This window comes from Bradyrhizobium sp. Cp5.3 (assembly GCF_000426265.1).
GTDB classification, from domain to species: Bacteria; Pseudomonadota; Alphaproteobacteria; order Rhizobiales; family Xanthobacteraceae; genus Bradyrhizobium; species Bradyrhizobium neotropicale.
Genome location: NZ_AUFA01000035.1, coordinates 15667 through 38676 on the forward strand (window position 1 = coordinate 15667; position 23010 = coordinate 38676).

The 23010-nt window shown below is 64.6% G+C and carries 18 protein-coding genes, 1 tRNA gene and 1 pseudogene; 4 read left to right on the forward strand and 16 right to left on the reverse strand.

Going from position 1 to position 23010, the window contains the following annotated elements; all coding sequences use genetic code 11:
• Positions 1–81: 81 nt before the first annotated feature.
• The 4 genes from K289_RS0131880 to K289_RS0131895 are packed head-to-tail and all read right to left on the reverse strand — an operon-like array spanning position 82 to position 4660.
• Positions 82–822 (reverse strand): amino acid ABC transporter ATP-binding protein, encoded by a 741-nt coding sequence (locus K289_RS0131880; RefSeq protein ID WP_027555188.1) that lies wholly within the window; start codon positions 820–822, stop codon positions 82–84.
• Positions 823–833: 11 nt separating this feature from the next.
• A complete protein-coding gene (locus tag K289_RS0131885; protein ID WP_027555189.1) occupies positions 834–2354 on the reverse strand; it encodes an amino acid ABC transporter permease in 1521 nt (506 codons plus the stop codon).
• On the reverse strand, positions 2351–3619 hold the full coding sequence (locus K289_RS0131890) for an amino acid ABC transporter permease (RefSeq protein WP_027555190.1): 1269 nt from the start codon (positions 3617–3619) through the stop codon (positions 2351–2353). Before K289_RS0131890 ends, K289_RS0131885 begins: the two co-directional genes overlap by 4 nt.
• Before the next feature lie 24 nt (positions 3620–3643).
• A complete protein-coding gene (locus K289_RS0131895; RefSeq protein ID WP_027555191.1) occupies positions 3644–4660 on the reverse strand; it encodes an amino acid ABC transporter substrate-binding protein in 1017 nt (338 codons plus the stop codon).
• Positions 4661–5043: 383 nt separating this feature from the next.
• Between K289_RS0131895 and metC the strand changes: the two genes are divergently transcribed.
• Entirely contained in the window at positions 5044–6237 is a 1194-nt protein-coding gene (gene metC / locus K289_RS0131900; protein WP_027555192.1) for a cystathionine beta-lyase, read from the forward strand.
• A gap of 57 nt (positions 6238–6294) precedes the next feature.
• Here metC and K289_RS47935 read toward each other — a convergent pair whose 3' ends face one another.
• The 7 genes from K289_RS47935 to K289_RS0131935 all read right to left on the reverse strand — a co-directional run bounded on the left by K289_RS47935 (position 6295) and on the right by K289_RS0131935 (position 17909).
• Positions 6295–6723 carry a DUF3592 domain-containing protein gene (locus K289_RS47935; protein WP_051311013.1) on the reverse strand — a complete coding sequence of 143 codons (429 nt, stop codon included), beginning with the start codon at positions 6721–6723 and terminating at the stop codon, positions 6295–6297.
• A 103-nt stretch (positions 6724–6826) separates the two neighbouring features.
• Positions 6827–7165, reverse strand: coding sequence for a lipid-A-disaccharide synthase N-terminal domain-containing protein (locus tag K289_RS0131910; RefSeq protein ID WP_027555194.1), 339 nt, complete (start codon positions 7163–7165; stop codon positions 6827–6829).
• Positions 7162–7893, reverse strand: a complete 732-nt coding sequence (locus tag K289_RS0131915; RefSeq protein WP_027555195.1) for a glycosyltransferase family 2 protein — start codon at positions 7891–7893, stop codon at positions 7162–7164. The genes K289_RS0131910 and K289_RS0131915 overlap by 4 nt, the downstream gene beginning before the upstream one ends.
• A 65-nt stretch (positions 7894–7958) precedes the next feature.
• Positions 7959–8804 carry a phosphatase PAP2 family protein gene (locus K289_RS0131920; protein ID WP_027555196.1) on the reverse strand — a complete coding sequence of 282 codons (846 nt, stop codon included), beginning with the start codon at positions 8802–8804 and terminating at the stop codon, positions 7959–7961.
• Position 8805: 1 nt separating this feature from the next.
• Complete coding sequence (locus K289_RS0131925) at positions 8806–10548, reverse strand: glycosyltransferase family 39 protein (protein ID WP_027555197.1); 1743 nt, start codon at positions 10546–10548, stop codon at positions 8806–8808.
• Positions 10549–10598: 50 nt separating this feature from the next.
• Positions 10599–12695 carry a penicillin-binding protein 1C gene (pbpC, locus tag K289_RS0131930; RefSeq protein WP_035686542.1) on the reverse strand — a complete coding sequence of 699 codons (2097 nt, stop codon included), beginning with the start codon at positions 12693–12695 and terminating at the stop codon, positions 10599–10601.
• A gap of 9 nt (positions 12696–12704) precedes the next feature.
• On the reverse strand, positions 12705–17909 hold the full coding sequence (locus tag K289_RS0131935; RefSeq protein WP_027555199.1) for an alpha-2-macroglobulin: 5205 nt from the start codon (positions 17907–17909) through the stop codon (positions 12705–12707).
• Positions 17910–18270: 361 nt separating this feature from the next.
• Between K289_RS0131935 and K289_RS0131940 the strand changes: the two genes are divergently transcribed.
• Positions 18271–18347: transfer RNA gene (locus K289_RS0131940), tRNA-Arg, on the forward strand.
• A 139-nt stretch (positions 18348–18486) separates the two neighbouring features.
• On the opposite strand, the gene K289_RS47940 is transcribed toward K289_RS0131940, so the two are convergent.
• The 5 genes and pseudogenes from K289_RS47940 to K289_RS0131965 all read right to left on the reverse strand — a co-directional run bounded on the left by K289_RS47940 (position 18487) and on the right by K289_RS0131965 (position 21580).
• Positions 18487–19251, reverse strand: coding sequence for a phytanoyl-CoA dioxygenase family protein (locus K289_RS47940; RefSeq protein WP_051311015.1), 765 nt, complete (start codon positions 19249–19251; stop codon positions 18487–18489).
• A gap of 571 nt (positions 19252–19822) precedes the next feature.
• Complete coding sequence (locus K289_RS50860; protein ID WP_156918303.1) at positions 19823–20155, reverse strand: hypothetical protein; 333 nt, start codon at positions 20153–20155, stop codon at positions 19823–19825.
• Positions 20156–20555: 400 nt separating this feature from the next.
• A complete protein-coding gene (locus K289_RS0131955) occupies positions 20556–20744 on the reverse strand; it encodes a hypothetical protein (protein ID WP_027555200.1) in 189 nt (62 codons plus the stop codon).
• Positions 20745–20977: 233 nt separating this feature from the next.
• Positions 20978–21277: pseudogene (locus tag K289_RS0131960) on the reverse strand (hypothetical protein); the annotation flags it as partial.
• Between the two features lie 84 nt (positions 21278–21361).
• Positions 21362–21580, reverse strand: a complete 219-nt coding sequence (locus K289_RS0131965) for a hypothetical protein (RefSeq protein ID WP_027555202.1) — start codon at positions 21578–21580, stop codon at positions 21362–21364.
• 115 nt (positions 21581–21695) lie between these two features.
• Here K289_RS0131965 and K289_RS51830 point away from each other — a divergent pair, with 115 nt between their 5' ends.
• Entirely contained in the window at positions 21696–21854 is a 159-nt protein-coding gene (locus K289_RS51830) for a hypothetical protein (RefSeq protein WP_198024813.1), read from the forward strand.
• 572 nt (positions 21855–22426) lie between these two features.
• Positions 22427–22846, forward strand: coding sequence for a hypothetical protein (locus K289_RS50865; protein WP_156918304.1), 420 nt, complete (start codon positions 22427–22429; stop codon positions 22844–22846).
• The last annotated feature ends 164 nt before the right edge of the window (positions 22847–23010 follow it).

Below are 23010 nucleotides of genomic sequence, written 5' to 3' on the forward strand. Positions count from 1 at the left end.
AGCGAAGCGTGCCCACCACGCCGCTGTTGTACTGAAGAGTTGGTGGGCACGGCGCAGTGCGCCTTTGCCCACCCTACGACATCAGCGCAGAATCTGGCTCAAAAACAGTTTCGAGCGCGCGTGCTGCGGGTTGGCGAAGAACTCGTTCGGCGTGTTGGCTTCGATGATCTGGCCGGCGTCCATGAACACGACGCGGTTGGCGACCTCCTTTGCGAAGCCCATCTCGTGGGTGACGACCAGCATGGTCATGCCCTCCTTGGCGAGGTCGACCATGGTGTCGAGCACCTCCTTGACCATTTCGGGGTCGAGCGCCGAGGTCGGCTCGTCGAACAGCATCACCTTCGGATTCATCGTCAGCGCCCGCGCGATCGCGACGCGCTGCTGCTGGCCGCCGGACATCTGCCCCGGAAACTTGTTGGCCTGGTGCGGAATCTTGACCCGCTCCAGGAATTTCATCGCGGTCATCTCGGCGTCCTTCTTGGGGATGTTGCGCACCCAGATCGGCGCCAGCGTGCAATTGTCCAGCACGGTCAGGTGCGGGAACAGATTGAAGCTCTGGAACACCATGCCGACCTCGCGGCGGACCGCGTCGATGTGCTTGAGGTTCGGCCCGAGCTCGATGCCGTCGACGACGATCTCGCCTTCCTGGAATTCCTCGAGCGCATTGATGCAGCGGATCAGGGTCGACTTGCCCGAGCCCGAGGGGCCGCAGATCACGATGCGCTCGCCCTTCTGGACCTCGAGGTCGATGTCGCGCAGCACGTGAAAATCGCTGTACCACTTGTTGAGACCGGAAATCTTGACGATCTGATTGTCTGACATGGGAATCTCGATCAGTTGCGGCGGTGGGCGTTGAGACGGTGCTCGACGAAGAGCGAGTAGCGCGACATTCCAAAGCAGAAGATGAAATAGATGATGCCTGTGAAGGCAAAGCCCGTGAACGCGGTCGACGGCGTGGTCCAGACCGGATCGGCGAACGATGCACGCAGCGAGCCCAACAGGTCGAACAGCGCGACGATCGAGACCAGCGAGGTGTCCTTGAACAGCGAGATGAAGCTGTTGACGATGCTCGGAATGACGTGGCGCAGCGCCTGCGGCAACACGATCAGCGAGGTCGTCCGCCACCAGGACAGTCCGAGCGCGGCCGCGGCCTCGGACTGCCCGCGTGGCACGGCGGCGAGGCCGCCGCGGACGTTCTCGGCCTGATAGGCACCGGTGAACAGGGCAACGCCGATCAGCGCGCGCACGAGACCATCGACCGTGAAATTGCCGGGCAGGAACAGCGGCAGCATGTAGGTCGCGAAGAACAGCACCGTGATCAGCGGCACGCCGCGCCAGAACTCGATGAAGGTGATCGAGAAGATCCGGATCAGCGGAATGGTCGAGCGGCGGCCGAGCGCCAGCGCGATGCCGATCGGCAACGAGGCCACGATGCCGGTGATGGCGATGACGAGCGTCACCAAAAGGCCGCCCCACAGCCTTGTGTCGACGATCGGAAGTCCCCCGTGATCGAGGTCCATCAGCTTGATCACCGCGGCCATGCCGGCGAACGTGGCGAGCCCCGTGATCAGCGCCCGGTGCCCTGTCCGCATGCCGCCGCCGAGCACGAACAGGATCGCGCACACGATGATCGCGGTCATGACGAAGTCGATCCAGACCGCCTGGCCGGAGGCCTGCAGCTGATCGCTCAGCCAGGTCAGCGGGAAGATGACCCAGTAGATGACGGTGCCCAGCAGGGCGATGAGATTGCCGAGCGCCCACAGCAATGGACCAAAGGCCGAGCTCTTGCCGAGATTGACCAGCACCTGACCGGCGCCGCTGATGCTGTCATTGAAAAGCTGGAGCAGGCCGGCCGCCCAGGTCACGCCAAACCCCTTGATGCCGCCGCCGTGGAGCAGGAAGAACGCGACCACGGGAAAGGCGACGAAGAACAGCCCGGAGTTCACACCCTTGGCCGGCAGGCGCGGAATGAGCAGCGGCAGCAGCAGCACCGCGCCAAGCAGGAAGCTCAGGTTGACCCGCCAGCGCGCGGCCTCCGGATAGAAGCCGTAGATGAGCTGGAAGAGCTTGGCCTGGATATAGGGCCAGCAGGCACCGACCGGATGCCCGGCCTTCTCGGCAAGACAGGCCGCGCGATCCTTGCCGGTCCAGACCGCGTCCACAAACAGGAACTGGAACGCGGGGATGACGGTGTACCAGAGCAGCAGCAGGCCGAGAATCGTGAGCAGGATGTTGGTCGGTGAGTTGAGGAGGCGCGTGCGCACGAAACCGACGAAGCCCGTGGTCTTGACCGGCGCCGGGCGTTCCGGAACCAGATCCTGCCTGACAAAGGACGAGGCGGTGATATCGGTCATGCGCCCAGGCTCCGGTTAAGGCGCCAGCCATAGACGCTCATGATCGCGCTGGTGACGAGCGAAATCAAAAGATAAACGCCCATCGTCGTTGCGATGATCTCGATCGCCTGCCCGGTCTGGCTAAGCGCCGTACCGGCCCACACCGAGACCAGATCAGGATAGCCGATCGCGACGGCGAGCGAAGAGTTCTTCGTGAGATTGAGGTACTGGTTGGTCAGCGGCGGCACGATCACGCGCATGGCCTGCGGCACCACGATCAGCCGCAATGTCGCCCCGCGGCTGAGGCCCAGCGACGAGCCAGCCTCCATCTGGCCCTTGTGGACCGAGAGGATGCCGGCGCGCACGATCTCGGCGATGAAGGCCGCTGTATAGGTCGACAGCGCCACCGTCAGCGCCACGAATTCAGGAATGACGCGCGTGCCGCCGACGAAATTGAAGCCCTTGAGCTGCGGCAGCTCAAACGTGAAGGGCAGACCGAAGATCGCCATCGTGATCAGCGGCAGGCCGACGAGGAAGGTCAGCACATAGGGCCAGATGTGGATCATCTGGCCGCGCTGGAACAGTGCGCGCCGGGCGTAGAGGCGCAGCGCCAGCGAGGCGACGATGCCGAGGCCAAGGACGGCAAGGAACGGCTCGAGGCCCGCCTCGCCGACCGGCCGGGGGATGACCAGTCCGCGATTGCTGATGAAGGCGATGCCGACATTAGGAGGCCAGCCCGGAAGCTGTGCCATAGCCCGGATGAGCGCAGCGATATCCGGGACGGACAGTGAGATGCTCTGGCGCGGATTGGGCAATGCCGCAAGCACCGCCAGGTACCAGAACAGGATCTGAAACAGCAGTGGCAGGTTGCGGATGGTCTCGACATAGATCCCGCCGACCCGCGACAACAGCCAGTTCGGCGAGAGCCGGCATAGCGCGACCACGAAGCCGATCACGGTGGCGAAGACGATCCCGATCACGGAGACCAGCAGGGTGTTCAGGAGCCCGACCACGAACACGCGCAGGTAGGTGTCGGAGCCTGAATAGGAGATCAGGCTCTGGCTGACGTCAAAGCCCGCATTGTTGGTCAGGAAGCCAAATCCAGCCGCGATGTGCTGGGTCTCGAGGTTCGCGCTCGCATTGGCAACGATCTCGTAGGCGATCCAGGCCAGGATCGCGGCGAAGGCGAGCTGGACGGCGACGCCGTTCCAGCCGGACCTGCCCCCGAGCGCGCGCTTCAGCTTCAGCGCGATCTGCGGCGGTGGTTTGCGGGCCTCGGTGCTCATCGCCGCAGCCGTCGGCTGAACCGATCAGCGGATCGGCGGCGCGTACTGTATACCGCCCTTGTTCCAGAGATTGTTGATGCCACGGGAAATACCAAGCGGCGAGCCGGCGCCGACATTGCGATCGAACACTTCGCCGTAGTTGCCGACCGACTTCACGATCCGCACGACCCAGTCCTTCGTCACACCGAGCTGTTCGCCGAGATTGCCATCGGTGCCGAGCACCCGCTTCACCTCCGGCTTATCGGATTTCGTCATCTCATCGACGTTCTTCTGGGTGATGCCCATTTCTTCCGCGGTAATCATCGCGAACAGCGTCCATTTCACCAGATCGAACCATTGATCGTCGCCGTGGCGCACCATCGGGCCCAACGGCTCCTTGGAAATGATTTCCGGCAGCACGATATGATCGGCCGGGTTCGCGAGCTTCAAACGGCTGGCATAGAGCCCGGACGAATCGTCCGTGAAGGCATCGCAGCGCCCGGACTCGTAGGCCTTGATCGCTTCATCGATGGTGCCGAACGCGATCACCTCGTACTTCATGTTGTTGGCCTTGAAGTAGTCGGCGAGGTTCAGCTCGGTCGTGGTGCCGGTCTGAACGCAGACCGAGGCGCTGTTCAGTTCGAGCGCGGAATTGACCTTGAGCGACTTCTTCACCATGAATCCCTGCCCGTCATAATAGGTCACGCCGGTGAAGTTGGCGCCGAGCGAGGTGTCGCGCGAGATCGTCCAGGTGGTGTTGCGCGACAGCACATCAATCTCGCCGGATTGCAGCGCGGTGAAACGATCCTTGGCCGACAGCGGCACGTATTTGACCTTGGTCGTATCGTTGAAGATCGCAGCCGCGATGGCACGGCAGACGTCAACGTCGATCCCGGTCCAGTTGCCCTTGTCGTCGGGCGACGAAAATCCCGGCAGACCCTGGCTCACGCCGCAGGACAGCATGCCCCGGTCCTTGACGGTCTTGAGCGTTTGCGCGTCGGCAGCCGGGGCCGAAAGGCCCGCGGCGAGAGCAACAGTAAGAGCCAAAGTTACGCGTTTCATGGGCTGAAGCCTTTCAAAGTCTTCTCAAGGTCAGGATTGTTGTCTCAGGATCGTCTCTGCCAAGGCTGTCCTTGCAAGAGTCATGCTGGGAAGCATTGCCGAACACCCGCCCATCCTGGAGGGCCACACCTTAATCAATCCCCGCCGCAAGCGCTGCCGTTGTGGCTACGGCGCAGGGTCCGGTCAGGCGATGGATCGAAGGTCGCGGCAGGCCCCTCAACATGCGGCGACTGAATAGCACCTGCGCATCACAGAACGACTGGCGAGCCGGGTCAAGGGGTTGACGGGACTCTTCTGTGTTCTGTTATTAACGATGCGGCCTCCGCCGGCCCGCCGACGTCACACGCGCGTCGTCGCGGAAACGAACTTTTGAAAGCAGACGCATGGATTCTTCGCAGGGCGATGCCCCCTCTCAGCAGCATGCCGACACCCGCCTGGTGACCTCCGGCCGCGACACCAAGGCGCAGAAGGGGTTCGTCAACCCGCCGGTGGTCCGCGGCTCGACGGTGCTCTATCCGACCGCCGAGGACCTGCATGCCCATCGCGGCGAGTTCCAGTACGGCCGCCACGGCACCCCGACCACCAAGGCGCTGCAGGAGACGCTGATGGCGCTGGAGGGCCCGCAATGCGCCGGCGTCGGCCTTGCGCCTTCCGGCCTGGCGGCGATCTCGACAACCCTGCTCTCCGTGCTGAAGGCCGGCGATCACCTTCTGGTCTGCGACAACGTCTATCGTCCCTCGCGCAATTTCTGCAACGGCCTGCTCGTCCGCTACGGCGTCGAGACCACCTATTTCGATCCGCTGATCGGCGCCGGCATCGCGGCGCTGTTCAAGTCCAACACCCGCGCGGTGCTGGTGGAGGCGCCGGGCTCGCAATCCTTCGAGATGCCCGACATCCGCGCCATCGCAGATGTCGCGCATGCGCGCGGCGCGCTCGTCATCGACGACAACACCTGGGCAACGCCGCTCTATCACCGCTCGCTCGACCAGGGCGTCGACATCAGCATGCAGGCTGCCACCAAATATATCGGCGGTCACTCCGACATCATGTTCGGCACGATCTCTGCCAACGCGAAGGCCTGGCCGCTGGTTGCCGAGACCATTCGCCTGCTCGGCGTCTGTGCCGGCCCCGACGACGTCTTCCTCGCGCTGCGCGGCATGCGCACCCTGTCGGTGCGCCTTGCGCAGCATTATCGCTCGGGGCTGGACATGGCGCGCTGGCTCGCCACGCGGCCCGAGGTCGCGCGCGTGCTGCACCCCGCGCTCGAAACCGATCCGGGCCATGCGATCTGGAAGCGTGACTTCACCGGCGCCTCCGGCCTGTTCAGCATCGTGCTGAAGCCCGCGCCGCAACACGCGGTCGATGCCATGCTCGACGCGGTCAAACTGTTCGGCATGGGCTATTCCTGGGGCGGCTTCGAGAGCCTCGTCATTCCCTTCGATTGCGACAGCTATCGCACCGCGACCAAATGGTCGCCGGGCGGACCGACGCTGCGCCTCCATATCGGGCTCGAGAATGTCGACGACCTCAAGGCTGATCTCGATCGGGGCTTTGCAGCCCTCAAAGCGGCAATGTGAGGCTGCGGGCGCGGCATCGCGCCTGCCGTGCCGCGCGACTATCCGTGCCGGCAAGAGCTAGCGCGCGGCCGTTAGCCGCCATCGGAGAAGAACGGCCCCGCCTGCGAGAAGCAAGCCGGCGCCGCAAAGCAGGACCGGCGAGATCCACAACGTCAGGAACGACACCAGGCGCGCATCTTCGGGCCGCCGGGGATCGTAGACGATCTTGACCCGCTCGCCCTCTGAATAGGGCTGATCCGTCGAGCCCGACGCGGACGTGAACGTCATCGATCGGCCCTCGGTCGTCACGAAATGAAAGGTGGGATAGAGAAACGTCCCGCCATGATTTCCGCCGCTCCGCGCGACGGCACCGGCGAAACGCGCTTCCGTCTGCTCGGCTCGCGCCAGAAATGCGAAGGTGCTGCCGAGCTCGAAAAGGCCGAGCCCAAGCGAGACGAGGCCGACCAGAAGAACCGACGCAAACATGATGATGGACAGCTTGCGCATGCCGATCGGGGAACCTGGATGGCGCGGATTGCCGAATTCCACTTGCGAGCGCGCTCCCTGCCCGCGTCCGGCGCGGCGTGCCGCGCCAGCGCGCCGCCTTCAATCAGCGATCGAGCGTCTTGGAGGCGCTGCCGCGGTTCTTCCAGATCAGCATGATGTTGCGAACATAGATGATGGTCGCCAGCGCCTGTCCGAGGATGATGACGGGCTCGCGCTTCACGACGCCGTAGACCAGCGTCATCAGGCCGCCGCCCATCGAGCAGAACCAGAACGCCATCGGCACCACGCTGTTGCCGGCGCGCTCGCTCGCGATCCACTGCACCAGAAAGCGCGCGGTGAAGAACAACTGCGCGATCAGACCGAACGCCAGCCAAAAATCGAACTTGGCGACGAAGACGTCGTAGAGATAGTTGCTCAGCGCCTGACCGTATTGAATGATCATGCCTTCACCTCAATCACTTCCGGAGTCGGCTTCTTGCGGCGGATCAGCCACCACACGCCGGCGAGGTCCATGATCCCGATCCATAGCCGGTCGAAGAATCCGTAGTTGGACACGCCGGAATGGCGCGGCCGGTCGATCACATCGACGTAGGCGATCTCGTAGCCTTCACGGCGCACCAACGCCGGCAGGAACCGGTGCAGCCCGTCGAAATAGGGCAACATCAGGAAGACATCGCGCCGGAACGCCTTCAGCCCGCAGCCGGTGTCGCGCGTGCCGTCCTTGAGGATCGCGTTGCGCACACGGTTGGCGACGCGCGACTGGAATTTCTTGAAGCCGGTATCCTTGCGCCCGACCCGTTGACCGGCAACCAGACCGACGCGTTCTCCCTTCTCGACCTCAGCGATCAGGTCGGGCAGGAAGGCGGGATTGTTCTGGCCGTCGCCGTCGAGCGTCGCCACGATCATGCCACGCGCCGCGCGCACGCCGCTGCGCACCGCCGCCGACTGGCCGCCCGATCTCGCATGGCGGAGCTGACGCAGATTGTCCCGCTGCTTCATGAGGGCAGCGAGGCGATCGCCGGTCGCATCGGTCGAGCCGTCGTTGACGTAGATGATCTCGTAGGCCCACCGGCCGTCGAGCGCCGCCGTGATCTCCTCGATCAGCGGCGCAATGTTGTCGGCTTCGTTGCGCACGGGAACGACGATGGAAACCGAAGGCTGGGACGACAAATCGAAAGCTCGTGGTTGGAATTGGCCTGCCCCGGGAACCGGGCAGCCCCGGCAGGCAGCAGCTTTTATGGGGCGGATGGCCCGCGGGCAACCCTTTTGAGGCGCCCCCCGGCCGCCCCTGGAAGAGGCACAATGGTGCCGTCGGCTCGGATAGCGAAGCCGAGCCGGCGGGCTGCGAACCAGTAGCGGACCGCCATGGCGCAGACGATGCCGACCAGGGCGCCGGCCACGACGTCGCTCGGGTGATGCGCGAGCAACACCAGGCGCGTCAGCAGGATGACGATCGCGTAGGTGAACATGAAGACGCGCAGGCGCGGCCAAAGTGCACTGACCGCGAACGCCAGCGCGAACGCCGTGACCGCGTGTGCGGATGGCAGGCTGTAATAGGCCTCGCTCCCGCTGAAGGGAACGAAGTTGAATACATCGGCCTTGCCGCCGACGAAGGGCCGTCCGCGGCCGATGATGAATTTCAGGACCTCCGCGGCAGCGACGGAGACCAGCAAAGAAAGAAAGATGAATTGCAGTCGGGTGCCGAGGCCGAGCAACAGCGCGCGGCGCGTGCCGTTCAGGCCTGCCGCAACGAGGGCCACCGCGACCAGCGCGACGGCCAGCACCGACAGCACATACTCGTCCTTGCCGAAATCGGTGAGGATGCGGATCGGCCACAGGCCGGGCGTGCCGCGCACGGGCATCAACTGGATCTCGGCAGAATCGAACGCGACCATCAGGACGATGATCACGGCCGCGCCCGCCAGGCTAAGCCACAGCGAATGCCGCGCCAGCCTTCGTGCGGCCTCGGCACGACGCGAATGCGAGGGCGTGCGCACGAGCTGCGCCAGCGCGTGCCAGGACACGGCCGCCAATTGGACGGGATAGCTCGCGCGCGGCGCGATCTCGGCGGGCGTGGACATCCTACTCGGTGCCTTCCGAACGGAAGATCGATATCGAGATCGCGCGGCCTTGCGAGAAATTATAGCCGTCGATCCGCGCGCCGACCTTGTAGCGCAGCCCTATCGCTTCGGCACGCTGCACGAAGCTGCGTTCCGAACGCTGCTCGATCAGGGCGAAGCGGCAGCTGCCCTGCCTGAGGAAATCCGCGGCGCCGGAACCGTCGGTCAGTAATGTCTGGGTACCCGTCAGGAACACGAGGCTCGGCTCATGATAGCCGGCCGAGGCGGCCTTCGGCCCAACGCAGGTGACGTTGCGCAAGGCCCGCGCGATTTCGATGCTCGGGAACAGCGGCGTCAGAGACGGCAGCACGATGCCGTAGACCGCGATCGCCAGCATCAGCGCCGCGACCAGCGCGTTGAGCAGCGAGCGCTCGGCACGGTTGTTGTCGTAGAGCCACCAGGCGAACAGCCCGAAGATCAGCGAAGCCGCGATGAACGGCCAGGCCACGAAGGCCGGCTGCCGCGTCAGCATGACCGCGCCGACCACCGCGATGATCGAGCCGCCGGCAGGGATCACGAACCACCAGGCCGAGCCGCGCATCAACCACGACCGCGACAGCACCTGCCGCTCCAGCGCGCCGGCGGTGAGGATCGCGATCGCCGGATAGAGCGGCAGCACGTAGTGCGGCAGCTTGGTCAGCACCGCCTCGAACACGATCCAGGACGGGATCAGCCAGGCCAGCAGAAATTGCGCGCCGGGCTCCCGGCGTGCGCGCCATACCGCGGGCGCAGCCATCGCGGCGAGCGGCGCGCCGGGCCAGAAGGTGATCCAGAACAGCGCAAAATACAGCCCGGGCGGCGCGCCATGGGATTCCTGGGCGCCGATCTTGCTCAGCATGTCGCCGCCGACGGAATCGGCGAAGAAGGCATCGCCTGCGCGCCAGAAGATCGCGATGAACCAGGGCAGCACGAGCACCAGCATCCACATCAGGCCCCAGACCGGGCGCAGCCGCCACAGCCAGGAGGAATCGCGGTCCTGGATCGCGAGCGCGATCACGGTCAGCCCTGCGAACATCAGGATCAGCGGGCCCTTGATCAGGATGCCGACGGCCAGCGCGGTCCAGAAGATCGCAGGCCAGCTCCAGGGCGGATGCGTCTGGTCCTCGGCGCGCTGCCAGGACAGATAGGCGCGCCCCATCGCCCCCATCGCCGCGACCACACAGAACAGCAGCATCGCGTCGGTCTTGGCGAGCCGGGCCTCGACGCCGAGCAGCACGGAGGCGCACATCATCAGCGCCGCCAGCACTGCGGCGCGCCGCGTGACGAAGCCGAGCGCGGTCCAGTAGGTCATCAGCACAGCGCCGATCGCGCCAATTAGCGAGGGCAACCGATAGACCCAGATGCGCAATTCGGCCTTCGGCAGCCGCAGCGCCGTGGCGGTTTCAACGGCGGCCGCTTGCAGCCAGTAGATGCCGACCGGTTTCTTGTAGCGGACATCATCCTGGAAGCGGATGTCGATGTAGTCGCCGCTCTCGACCATCTGCTTGGTGGCCTGCGCAAAGCGCGCCTCATCGCGGTCGATCGGCGGGATGGTGAAGAAGCCGGGCAGGAAAAGCAGCAGCGCGCACAGCACCAGGAAGCCGACGGCCCGGGCGTGGCTGGCGGTGGCGACATCGATCAGGCGCACCAGCCGGTTGCCCGGATTCACCGGGGATTTCGGCTCGCGCGGCTCACCAAAGCGGGGGCGGTTAAGGGTCTCGGCCATTGGTTCCGCTTACGCTGAAACCGCCATCGCCACAACCGGTTAAGCCCGCATCATTGAATTCGAATGACAACTGTGTCCGCGGCGCCCGTGGCGTCGATAACGGTCAGGCGGGCAAAGCCCGGGCCGGGCGGATCGATCAGGCGCTGGCGCCGGCCATCGATCTCCCCGAGCGCCGTGCCGTTGACCAGGATGGTCATCGGCAGGACCCCTCCGGCGACCTTGACCGGCATGGCGGCTGCCTCCGCCCCACCGCTGCGATCGACGTCGATCCGCGAGCCGTTCAGCGGGAACTGGATGTGCAGAGCCTGCTCGCCCCCGCTCCGGACGAGTTCCCCGACCGGACGGAACCGCTTCAGTGGCAAGGGCAGCTTGATGTTGCTGGCGACCAGGGTTCCCTTCGGCGGCTTCGGCAGCGGCGCCGGCGTTTTGCCGGTGCGGGCAAAGGCGTCGAAGAGAATGGGCGCAGCGGCGACGCGGCCGATCAGGCCGGGAACCGGCGCCCCGTCGGGCCGGCCAACCCAGACGCCGATGGTCATGCGACCGTCGAAGCCGACCGACCAGGCGTCGCGATAGCCGTAGGACGTGCCGGTCTTGAAGGCGATGCGGTTGTGGGCCGCGTTCTCCGGCGGCGGTGTGCCCAGGAGCACGTTGCCGACCTGCCAGGCCGCGACCTGATCCAGCAGCCGCATCGGCTCGCGATCATCCTTGCCTGCCATGACCTCACGCAGCGGCTTGGTGGTCCCGAGCCGGGCGAGACCCGTGTAGAGCTGGGCAAGGTCCTGAAGCGTCACGCCGACACCACCGAGGCCCATGGCGAGCCCGGGCGCTTCATCCTTGGGCAGCACGAGATTGCCGCCGGCCTGCCGCAGCCGCGACGCCAACCGGCTTGAGCCGACGCGGTCGAGCAGCACGATCGCCGGCACGTTCAGCGACAACTGCAGCGCCTTCTTCACGGGCACCGTGCCCTGGAACGTCATGTCGAAATTTTCCGGCGCGTAGGAGCCGAAGCGGACCGGCCGGTCGTCGATCAGGCTCTCGGGATGGACGAAGCCGTCCTCGAAAGCGAGCCCATAGATGAACGGTTTCAGCGTCGAGCCTGGCGAGCGGATGGCGCGGGTCATGTCGACCTGCCCTGCCCGGCGCTCGTCGAAGTAATCGGCAGAGCCCACGCGTGCGAGCACGTCGCCGCTCTCATTGTCGATCACGATGATGCCGATCGAGATGTTCGGCCCAAGCGCAATGGCGCGGTCGCGCGCCAGCGGCTCCAGCACCTTCTGGAGATTGGCGTCCAGCGTCAGCTTGATGACCGGCGTATCCTTGATGGTTGCAAGCGCCGTGTCGGAGGCATGCGGCGCCAGGATCGGCATCGGCTTGCGCAGCTTCGGCACGGCCACGGCCTTCGCCTGCTTCGCATCCTCGGCACTGACCTGCTGGTCTTCGACCATACGGTCGAGCACGCGGTCGCGCGCGATGCGTGCCGCCTCGGGATAGCGATCGAGCCGGCGTGTCTCCGGCGATTGCGGCAGCGCGACAAGAAGCGCAGCCTCGGCCAGCGACAGCCGCTTCGGCTCCTTGCCGAGATAGGCGATCGAGGCTGCGCGGATGCCTTCGAGATTGCCGCCATAGGGCGCGAGCGCGAGATAGAGGTCGAGGATCTGGTCCTTGCCGAGCGTCCGCTCCAGCTCGATGGCGCGCACGATCTGGCGCAGCTTTGCATAGAACGAGCGCTGGCGCCGCGGCTCCATCAGCCGCGCGAGCTGCATGGTGATGGTCGAGCCGCCCGACACGATGTGCCCGCGCGTTGCAAGCTGCATCGCGGCGCGGCCGAGTGCCAGTGGATCGACGCCGTCATGGGCGTAGAAGCGCTGGTCCTCATAGGCGAGCAGCAGCTTCAGGTAGGTCGGATCGACATTCGCTTTTGTCTCGACCGGCAATCGCCAACGCCCGTCCGCCATCGCATAGGCGCGCAGCAGCTTGCCATTGCGGTCGACGATGGTGGTAGAGACCGCGCGCGCCTCTTCGAGCGGCAGCGGACCGAGGGAGTAGACCCAGGCGACAGAGGCGACAATCGCGAGGATGAGCGTCAGCGCGAGGGCGGAAAGGACGCGAAGGCCCCTGCCCCTTGCTCCGTTCGGCGCGTCAGTCATCCCAATCACTCACTTCGCCGCGCGCACCTCGACCGTGCCAGTTCCCGTGCGGCCGTAGCGCGAGGGGTTGTACATGTCCTCGACATAGGCCTGCGGCAGCACGTATTTGCCGGGCGAGACCGCGCGCACGACATAGGCGACGGTGAAGACCGACTTGGCGTCCGAGGCGCGGTCAATCGCGGCGGTGAAGCGATCGTCGCGGAACTCGCTATCTTTCGGCTCCACTCCGTCTTCGATCCAGTCGAGCGTGCCGCTTTCGCCCGACGAAACAAGCTTTGGATTGTCGATCTCCAGGCCGGCCGGCAGATAGTCGGAGACCATGATGTGGCCGTACTCCGGCTTGGCCTCTGTGATCTTCAACACCACAGCGAAGCGATCGTTCTGTTTGACCTTGCTGATGTCGGCCGGCTTGCCGTCGAGCGTGAAGTAGTTGCGCTCGATCTTGAAGCCGTTGGAGGCGGCCGGCTCCGGCGTCACCGGCGAACCCGACACCGAAACCACCGCCTGCACCGGTGCGTCCCCGGTGTTGGTGATCTTCAGCGGCTTGCCCTCCAGCGTCGCGGCCTTGTAGCTGCGGTAGAGCGCGGTCTTGACCGGCTGGCCATCGACGTCGATCGACAGGTTCTCCTTCGCAAGCGCACGCGCAGCCAGCACCAGCCACGCATTCTCCTGCGTCGAGGTGTAGGGCGTCAGCCCGCGCGCGGTCTCGACCCGCGAGACGGCCTGCGTCAGCGTCGCCTTCGGCGCATTGCCTTCGCTCGCGAGCGAGACGAGAGCTGCGGCATCGCGGAGCTGCGAGCCATAGTCGCTGCGGCCGAACTCCAGCACCGGCTTCGGCGCCAGGCTGTCGAGCGCAGCGCCGTAGACGCGCTCCGCGCGGTTGCGGTCGCCGACCAGCGCGAGCGCTGCCGCGAGCTGCGACTTCGCGATCGGCGTTGCGAGGTTGCCGAGCTTGGTGTCGGCGAGATAGCGGAGATCGCCGATCGGTGCTGCGCCGTTGCGGGCGAGCACGTAGAGGCCATAGGCGAGATCGCGGCCGCCGTCCTTCTCCGGCTCGTTGGCGTTGACGACGGAATTGCGGACGCGGTCGAGCGCGTTCTTGAACAGCACGTCCGGCACCACAAAACCCTTTTCGCGGGCGCGGGTCAGGAAGTCGGTCACGTACGCGTCGAGCCAGGCGTCGTCACCGCCGGCCGACCACAGGCCGAACGAGCCGTTGGAGCCCTGGCGCGCCAGCAGCCGCTCGATCGCATCGCGGATGCGCTGGTCGACCTCGGTGTCCATGGCCAGATGCGCGCCGGCCGCGAGCTCGTTGACATAGAGCAGCGGCATGGCCCGGCTCGTGATCTGCTCCGAGCAGCCATAGGGATAGCGGTCCAGCGCTTTCAGGATCGTCGCGGCATCGAGCGCGGTCGACAGGCTCGCCGAGAGCGAGACGCTGCCGGTGCCCGGCACGAGGTCGGAGAACATGTCGGAGGTCAGCATCAGGCTCTCGCCCTTGGCCAGCGTCCGGATCGAGCGCCGTGCCAGCACCTGCGTCGCCGCCTTGACGTCGAGCGCGTAGTGGCGCGCGAGCGCCAAGCCATTCGGCCCGGTGATGTCGACGTCGAGGGTCGCCTGCCCCGCGGCCGTCGCGTCGAGCGCGAGCGAGAACGAGTTGCGCTGCTTGGCGGCAAGCTTGACGGTGGTGGCGGGATTGCCGGTCATCTTCACCGGACCGCCCGTCTTCACGTTGATCTTGTAGTCGCCGGCCTGTCCCTCGACATTGTCGATCTCGAGATTGACCGTGCCGTGGTCGCCATTGAGCAGGAAGCGCGGCAAGGTCGCGGTCAGCACCACGGGATCGCGGATCACGACGTCGGTGTTGGCGCGGCCAAGTTTGGTCGCGGTCCAGGCCACGGCCATCACGCGCGTCGTGCCGGCGAACTCCGGAATCTCGAAGCTGACTTCGGCGGTGCCGTCAGCACCGACCGTGACGATGCCGGAATAGAGCGCGAGCGGCTTTTGCGTGGGCGGTGAGCCCTGAAGCTCGGCCGCACCCGCGTCCCCGCCGGACTTGATCTGGCCGCGCGTGCCCTGCATGCCGTCGATGAGCTGGCCGTAGAGATCGCGGATCTCGGCGGTCAGGCTGTGCTGGCCGAGATAGTAATCGTCGGGCGCCGGCGGCTTGTAGTTGGTGAGATTGAGGATGCCGACATCAACCGCCGCGATGACGATCTTGGCGTCCTCGCCCGGATTGAGCCCGTCGAGCTTGACCGGAATCCTCAGCACCGAATTCGGCCGGATCAGCGCCGGCGGCGTCAGCTTCACGGACAGCGTGCGGGTCTGCTTGTCGATGCCGAACCATTTCAGGCCGATCGCGCGGCCGGGCATGCGCTGGGCGGCGGCATCCAGCGGACGGCGCAGCGTCGCCACGACATAGGCGCCGGTGCCCCAGTCCTTCCCGACGGGGATCTTCACCTGCGCGGTGCCTTCCCTGACGTCCACGGTCTGCGTGGTCAATAGGCGGTCGCCAAGCACGTTGATCGTGAGCTTGCCGGCGGTGCGGACGTTGACCGACACCGTCATGGTGTCGCCGGAGGCGTATTGCGGCTTGTCGATCGAGGTCTCCAGGAGGTCCGGCGTGTCGGCGCCGCCCTCGGAATACCAGCCGACATCGAACTGCACCGACGTGACCGGACCGTCTGCGTCGTTGGACTTCACCTCAAGCCGGTAGCGGCCGGGCTGCGGGTTGAGTGAGATGCGCGACGGCTTGTCGGCGGCGATGACGAGATCGCCGTCGGCGACGCGCGAGGTCGACTTGACCGGCTCGTACTCCCAGTAATTGTTCTGGCGATACCACTGGTAGCGCGACTCCATCTTCAGGAGCTCGTAGCGCAAGCCATCGCGGCGAAGCGTCTTGCCCTCGGGCGAGACGAACACGACGTCGAACTCGGCCTTGTCGCCCTCGGCGACGCTTCTGTCGCCGAACAGCGGCTTGACGCCGATCATGGCGGTCGCGGGCGCGACCGGCAGCACGAGTTTGCGCTCGACGGCGCGCCCGCCCGTCTCGGCCATGCGGACGAAGATCTGCGCCTCCTGCGGGCGCGTCGAGGCTGGCTGCTTGTCGAGCGTCACCGGGAAGGTCGCAACGCCATTGGCGTCGGCCTCGGGCAGGTTCTCCAGCGGCGTGCGCTCGTTCGAGGTGGTTTCCTCGTCGGCGACGCCGAACTGGTAGCCGGCGAAGCCCGGCCGCTCGGCAGCGGGCGCGACCAGCATGTCGCCTTCGAGCTGCAGGCCGGAGGCCGGCGCGCCGTAGAGGAAATGGCCGTCGACCTTGAGCTCCACAGGAGCATTAGCTTTGATTAGCTTGTCCTTGGCGGACAAATCGAATTCGATCCGGTCCGGGACATAGTCCTCGACCAAGAAGGTAGTCTCGCCGACCGAGGAGCCCTTCGGATCGGTAAAGGCGCGCACCCGCCAGGTGCCGGTCGGGACGGCCGAGTTCAGCGGCACGGAGAGCGTACGACCACCGGCGCCCTGGTCGGATAGCACGGCGCGGCGGAATTCGACGCCGTCGGGACGCTCGATCACCAGTGTCAGCGGGCCGCCAGTGACGGCATTGCCCTGCCCGTCGCGCAAGAGCGCGGTGAGATAAACGGTCTCATTGGAACGGTAGACGCCGCGCTCGGCATAGACGAAGGCATCGGCGCCGGCCGGCACCGCGCGTCCGGCGACGCCGCGATCCGACAGGTCGAAGGCAGAGGTCTTCAGGCTGAGGAAGGCATAATCGCTCTTCTCGCCCGTGACCGTCAGCAGCGCCGGCGACAAACCGCCCTCGCCGCGCGCAAGCCCCGCCTCGAACACCACGTGACCGCTCTCGTCGGTCTTGCGGGTCGCCAGGATTTCGTTGTTGCGCGCGACCAACCGCACCTCGGCCTTCCCAACCGGATCAGTCGAGGCCAGCGAGTTGACGAAGACGTGGATGCCGTCATTGCCGGAATAGGCCGACACGCCGAGATCGGAGACGATGAACCATTGCGTGGCGAGCTGGTAGCCGTCGTCGGAGCCCGGCCCCTTGGCCGCGGCAGTCATCACATAGACGCCGGGCTGAAGGTCGCCGAGTGCCTGATCGACCGGGAATGCGGTGGTGACGTCCTGGTTCAGCGTCATCGCAGTCGCAAGCTCGCCGGACCAGACCTTGACGCCGCGCTCGCCGCCGAGATCCGTGAGCTGGTATTTCGACAGCGTCTTCTGGAAGTCGCTGTCGACGACCGTGTTGATCAGGTTGCGATCACCGATCCGGAACACGTTGATGTCGACCGTGGATGTGTTGACGCTGACCACGGGAATGCCGCGCTGGCCGGTCTTCGGCAGCACATAGGCGCGGCTGGTGAAGCGCACGAAGGGTTTTCGATCGCGCACATAGACGTTGAACTCGGCCGATTTCGGCAGGCCTTCCTTCACGGTCGACGGCAGGCCGGCGCGCAAGTTGATGTTGTAGCGCTCGCCGTGCTTCAGCCCGTCGACGCAGAGCTGCGTGCCGTCGGCTGACAGCGCCGGCTTGTCCTGCCCTGCGAGCGCCAGGAACGGCGCGAAATCGGTGCGCTTGGCAAGCTCCTCGGAGAACTGGAAGCAGGCGCGCGGGCTCGCCGAATCCGAGTCCACGGTATAGTCGAGCAGCCGGAAGCCGTGCTCGTCGCGCAGCTTCTCATACTGGCCGCGCACGTCGGCGACCTCGCGCAAGTCGAGCGACAGCCGCAGCGCATCCAGGGCCGGACGCCAGAGCTTGCGCTCGGCGAACGATTTGCCGAGCACTGCGAGCGCGTCGGCTTCCTCTCCCGGATTGCCGGCGCGCTGATAGGCGATGTAGGCGGCGGTCGAGGCGCGCTCCAGGAGGAACGTCTGCTCGCTCGAGCTCTTCGGCCATATCTGCAAGATGACCTTGGCAAGCCGCAGCCAGTTGCCGGCATCCTCCGGCGTCGTCGCGGCGATCTGGCCGAGGACGGAGAGGCCGCTGCGGACATCGTTGCGCCGGAAGGCCGCGTCCGCATCCGTGCGTAGCGTCGCGTTGCTCTTGGCGACCGGCCCCGCCTCGCTCTTGATCTGGGCCTCCAGCTTGATCGCGGAATCGGCGAGATCGTCGCGCTTGAAGGCCTTGTCCGCGGCCTGCGCCACGGTAAGGCCGAACGCGAGCGTTGCGCAGATTGTGACGGCGCGAACCAAACCGATCATGTAGGACTCCCGGGATCGCGGACGAACGCCGCGGTAGGATGAAGTGCGCGGAAAGGTGACGGACTCAAGGCGATGGAACCAGAAGTGCAATACGTTGCATGCGCCATGGCACGGCAAGCCCAAAGCCGCCAAGAAACCGCCGGCGGACACAGGCGGCAGTGAAAACTGTAGCGGCAGCGCATGTCCCGGGCGCGACACGGCGGCTGCCGCCGGATCGCGCGACCCGGTCGCAACACACTCCGCCGCTCCGCTTTGTCGCGTCCCGGAGGAAAGCGGTTCGATTCAGACTTGGCGAACGTGCGGATTTTTCATATTTGCCATGGTAGAAGGCGGCCAAGCCTCACCGAGGCCGGCCTAGCATGGTCCCGTAGCTCAACTGGATAGAGTAGCGGATTTCTACTCCGCGGGTTGCAGGTTCGAGCCCTGCCGGGATCGCCAGCTCTTTCAGCCGGGAGGCGACCACCCAGTTCGCCGGTCCGGTTGTCCACCCTGCCGCAGAAAACGAAATCAGTCGTCTTCGCCTCTAGAACGCCCTGCCCCGAAAAGTCCAGCAAGCACGAGGCACTCGCCGGCGCGGTCAGTGGCCTCCACGGCCAAATCTCCATAGCAAGCTCTTGACCGAGGTGCGTAACCCTGTTGCCCAGGTTGACCGTTCGAACTGCAGAATGAACGCATACCGAGGCGAGTTCGTCTTGTTGGGCCCTGTATAGTGCAATGTGGCCTCTGTATGCACGGTGGCGCTTCCGGCCTTTAACGGGCACGAAACGACGTCGGCTTTCTCAGGGAGGGTGGTCTTCAAAGCGTCAGACGTTGGCGCTACGCGGACGTGTGGGAGTAGGCCGATGCGATGGCTGCCGCGCACGAAATGCATGCATCCTTGGTCGGTCGAGACATCATGAAGAGGCAACCACCAATGCAATCGTTCTCGTGCAGAAAGATTGAACCAGGTGGAATAGGCGAAATCCTGATGCCAAGCCGTTTCCCTAAAATTGAAAGCGGGCTTAATAATAGCGTGGTCGAAGTTGTATGTGACTCTATGGCCAAAATAGGCCTCGGAAACAGCGCAGGCGTTCCGGACGAAGCGAGACCTCGCAATTCGTTCCGATAACTTCATAGGCCACATAATCTCGATGATCTGAGGTGTGCCGCCTCGTTCTCCGAGCTCCTTTGTCGGCACATGACCGCGCCGGAGAAGCTCGTCAATCTCGTTTCTGATTACCGCAAGATCATCAAGATCGGTTATGCTTTCGACAACTGCAAAGCCGTCTTGGTCCAAATGGGCCAGCTGCTCTTGATGTTGTACAAAGCCCTCGGTCGCCTTCGCAGCACTCGTTGCAAGCATTGCGGCACGCCATTCAATAAAAAAAGATTAATGGTATATTCACAAACCAAACAAAATCCTGCCACACTCCGTTCTCGCGGTCAAGCCGCTCGGACAGGTTGAGCTCGCCATCCTTGCCGCCGCGCATTGGACCGACCATCAACCTGACTTTCTGTCGATCAGCCCGCCATGACGTAGTCACACCACGCAACGCGAACGTTGATCGCGCCCGCGTCCTGCCGCGCTGCGCGATGAGCGCGAGGCCATCGAGCTAGCCTATGGCTGCTTTGAGGCGTGTCGGTTGATACGTGCACGCCGGGCGACCGCATGGGCGCGGCGCGCATTGGCGCTCCTCGATCGCGACGACCAGGCGCGCGGCATTACGGCGGCGCGCGAGTTCATCGCGCTTGCGAGATCCCCGGAGAAAAACCCGGGAGCGCGGCGAGGACGCGGCTTAAGCCGTTGTAGCGCCGCGCAAATTGCGCGTACGCCCGGAATGTTTCTACTCGGTGGACTTCAGGTTTGAGCCGTGCCGGGATCGCCAATCTTCAATGCGACGTGGCAAATTTGCGGCCTGCCGCTGCCCGTCCTCTCACCAGTACGGATTGATACGATATGGGCGCGGGTACTCGCCGCGATGATAGACAACGCCCGGGCCCACGACCCGCCGATGTCGAAAGCGAGAGTTGACCAGGTCGACCGCGATCGCCGTCACGTTGCTGCCGGTGTAGACAGGATACTCGTAGGCAAAAGCGTAGCTGTCATATGCCGGGAGAGCGTGTTCACCGTAATAGGCCGGACCATCGCCGTAAGACCCATACCAGAGCCCCCACCCACTCCGTGCCCCGTCGGCCAGAGCCGATCCTGATGTTGCGGCGAGTCCAACGATGGCGGCAGCAGCTAAAACACCCGCAGTCCTTTTCATTTGCATTTCCTCCCAAATGTGACTGTCAAGACGTTCAGTCGCCGTCCACGCCCCACATTATCTGCTCTTCGCGGGTGTTGCGAGTATGCGCAACAGGCCCTGCCAGTGCCGAACCGGCGGTCATGCAATCGGGATTTTGCATTGCGTCTCGGGCTGGAAAAACGCCGACTGTGCTCATTCAAGCGGGCGACGTTTTTTGACTTCCGAACAGGACAAGGGCCCCGATCGGGGGGCTGGCTTCGTGATCAGGGCCCTCGCACTCTGCCCCTCTTTCCACTCGAGGGGCCGGGAAACGCTGCCATCGTTTCCCGATCTTATCCAGCGCCTAATTCGGATTATTCCGACTGTCTTAATCTGCGTTTCGATTGCGCGGATTTCGCTCTCGACGGCCTCTTTGGTTTTAGTATTCGTCGCCGTCGTTGTACCGGGAATCCGAGTGCAGCGGGAGGATGGCGAATGCGACAATCGCGCAGACCACGACGGCGAAGGGAATGATCAGGATGCCATACGCAATCGACTCGACCGCCCGCCCGATGGAAAACCGGGCCTTGTCTGGCGACTTGGGCAAAACGTGGTAGCTTTGATACATGGCAATTGTTGCCGGCAAAGAAGCACTCTGGTTTGGTCGGCCCCGGCCTTGGGGCTTAGGGGCTCTAAGAGGGGCCGGGGCCGTAGGCCTGGCCGCTTTGGGAAGGCCAAGCGAGGGTGAGCTTACCCGCAGCTCACGGTGTTGTACCCTTCAATGGCGAGGTACCCCTTCGGATTTACGTCAACGTTGCCTCTCTAGACCGTCTGGACAATGTCCAGCACGGTTCTTGCCATTCACCCCTCAACAAGCTCCAACTGATGCGTTGCCCACCAACCGGCGATGGCCGCGGTGAGATCGTCCCACAGCGCAGTCGGCAGGTCCGGGACGGCCACGCGAACGCTGTACTGGTCAGTCGCCGAATTGTGAAACCACTCGATCGCGGCGAAGTCGAAACCGAAGCTGCCGGCGTGGCGAATGGGAAAACCCTTCTGGCTGAGATCGTCGCTCATCGCTTCGGCTGCGCGTCGCGCTGTTGCCTCATCGAGGGGGCGTGTCGCGCCGAGCGTGACATAGAGGCCGTGGGTGAAGTTGACGGATGTGGCAGAAGACCAACGTTTGGCGATTGGCTTGGGTCCTCCCTGCGGCGGTGCTCCCGGTTTGCGTCGCCGTCGGATTGATCATGCATCGAGCAGCACGAGGAAGGGCCGAAGCCGATAGGCATCGATCGCGGCATTCGACAACAGCAGCCTGCGTCTTTCGCCGCGCAACATCATGCGGTCGATCCTGTTCAGGATGAATCGGGCGGAGTCCCTGGGCTCACCTGTGAGCAAGCCGGATTGATCGAGGAAATTCCAGGCAATCTCGAAGGACTGTGCGCGCAGTTCAGGATCGGTCATGGGCGCACAACGTGGCCGCGCATGGAAATGTTCCGGCAACGCAAGGGAACAACTCCAGGGGGCTGCAGGTAGTCCGACAGGAGAAAGCAGGCAACTCAACCGAAATGTGACGTCCATGAAGCCGACCAAGTCGCTCAAGCAGCAGGCGCGCGTTGCAGAGAAGGCCGCGCAGGAGGCGGCGGACGAATTTGTGGCCAACCAGATGAAGACGTTAGCCTCCGCCTTCCGCGCCCAGGCCAAAGTTCTGAAGAAAAAGAGGAAGAAGTCCTCGTAATTCCAATGCCTTGCTGGAGGTTGCGAACGGCATGAAACGCCACCTGCGCGACGCAGGATCCCTTTGTGAGATTCGAGGAACGAACCTGCGACCAGCGCGTTGTACCACCAGAAATTGAGTGATGCCGACTCGCCAGCCCCGGTCGGCTTTGAAGAACCCCGTGCTCATCCCCCCGAGCGCGGGGTTTTTCTCGTGAACAGCCGTCGGGCCGTTGTCTCACCAGATGTAACGGATGCGGCCGGTGCCGGAGTAGGTCTCGGACGCGAAACCGACGGCGCGAGGCCCGCCGAGGGATTGCCCCTGGTTGCATGGCCCCGAATGGAGCGGTCAGTCCGCCTGCTCGTCACGTCGGTCTCGCGCGAGCTGGTGCCAGGCCACGGCAAGCTGAATCAACCTCTGCCGGTCGTCGCCTTCAGATGCCGCGGCGGCCCGCTTCATCGCGGCCTCAGCCTCACGCTGTGGATCGTACTTGGTACACATGGCGCCAAGTTTATCCGCTTGATCTGGACAAGCGCGTGGCAACTTCGTCCGTATGAATGCGGAGAGGGTTTCACGGGATGCGTCGTCGCCACATGACTCGCGTCGCACGAGATCGGCGCGATGGTCGCGCCGCCGGTCTTCGCTTTTTCGTCATTTGGGGTGAACGACGAGCTCAGCGGCCCGTCGTCGAATTCGGAGGCGCTGCGGGTTGCGACGGGTTTGGGCTGCCCGGCAACAGCGTATTGCCTGACGGGTTGATCGTGGTGTTCATCCCGCCGTTTGCTCCGCTCGCGCCAGTGAATCCTCCCGTGCCGGTGCCGGTGGTGGTGCCGGTCGAACCGGGGGACACGCCGCTCGACGTGCCGACGCCGGGTGAAGCTCCGGTCGATGCGCCGCCTCCGGTCGAGCCGCCTGCGCTTTGTGCGAAAGCGGCCGTCGACGAGATTGCCAGCGCCAAGCCTAAAGTGATCGCGGCCAGCTTCATGAAGTCACTCCTTCTGATCGCTTCGTGACAGGGAGTAAGCGCCGAGGCTTGCGATAGTTCTCAATGTTCTCACGCACAAAGAGGTGAAGCCATCTCGTTCGGGCGGATTTGTGAATTGCGTCACGGCCCGCGACGCCGCAACGCTCCGCACAGCGCGATACAAGACACAACCGCTCGGCCTCACCTTTCTCG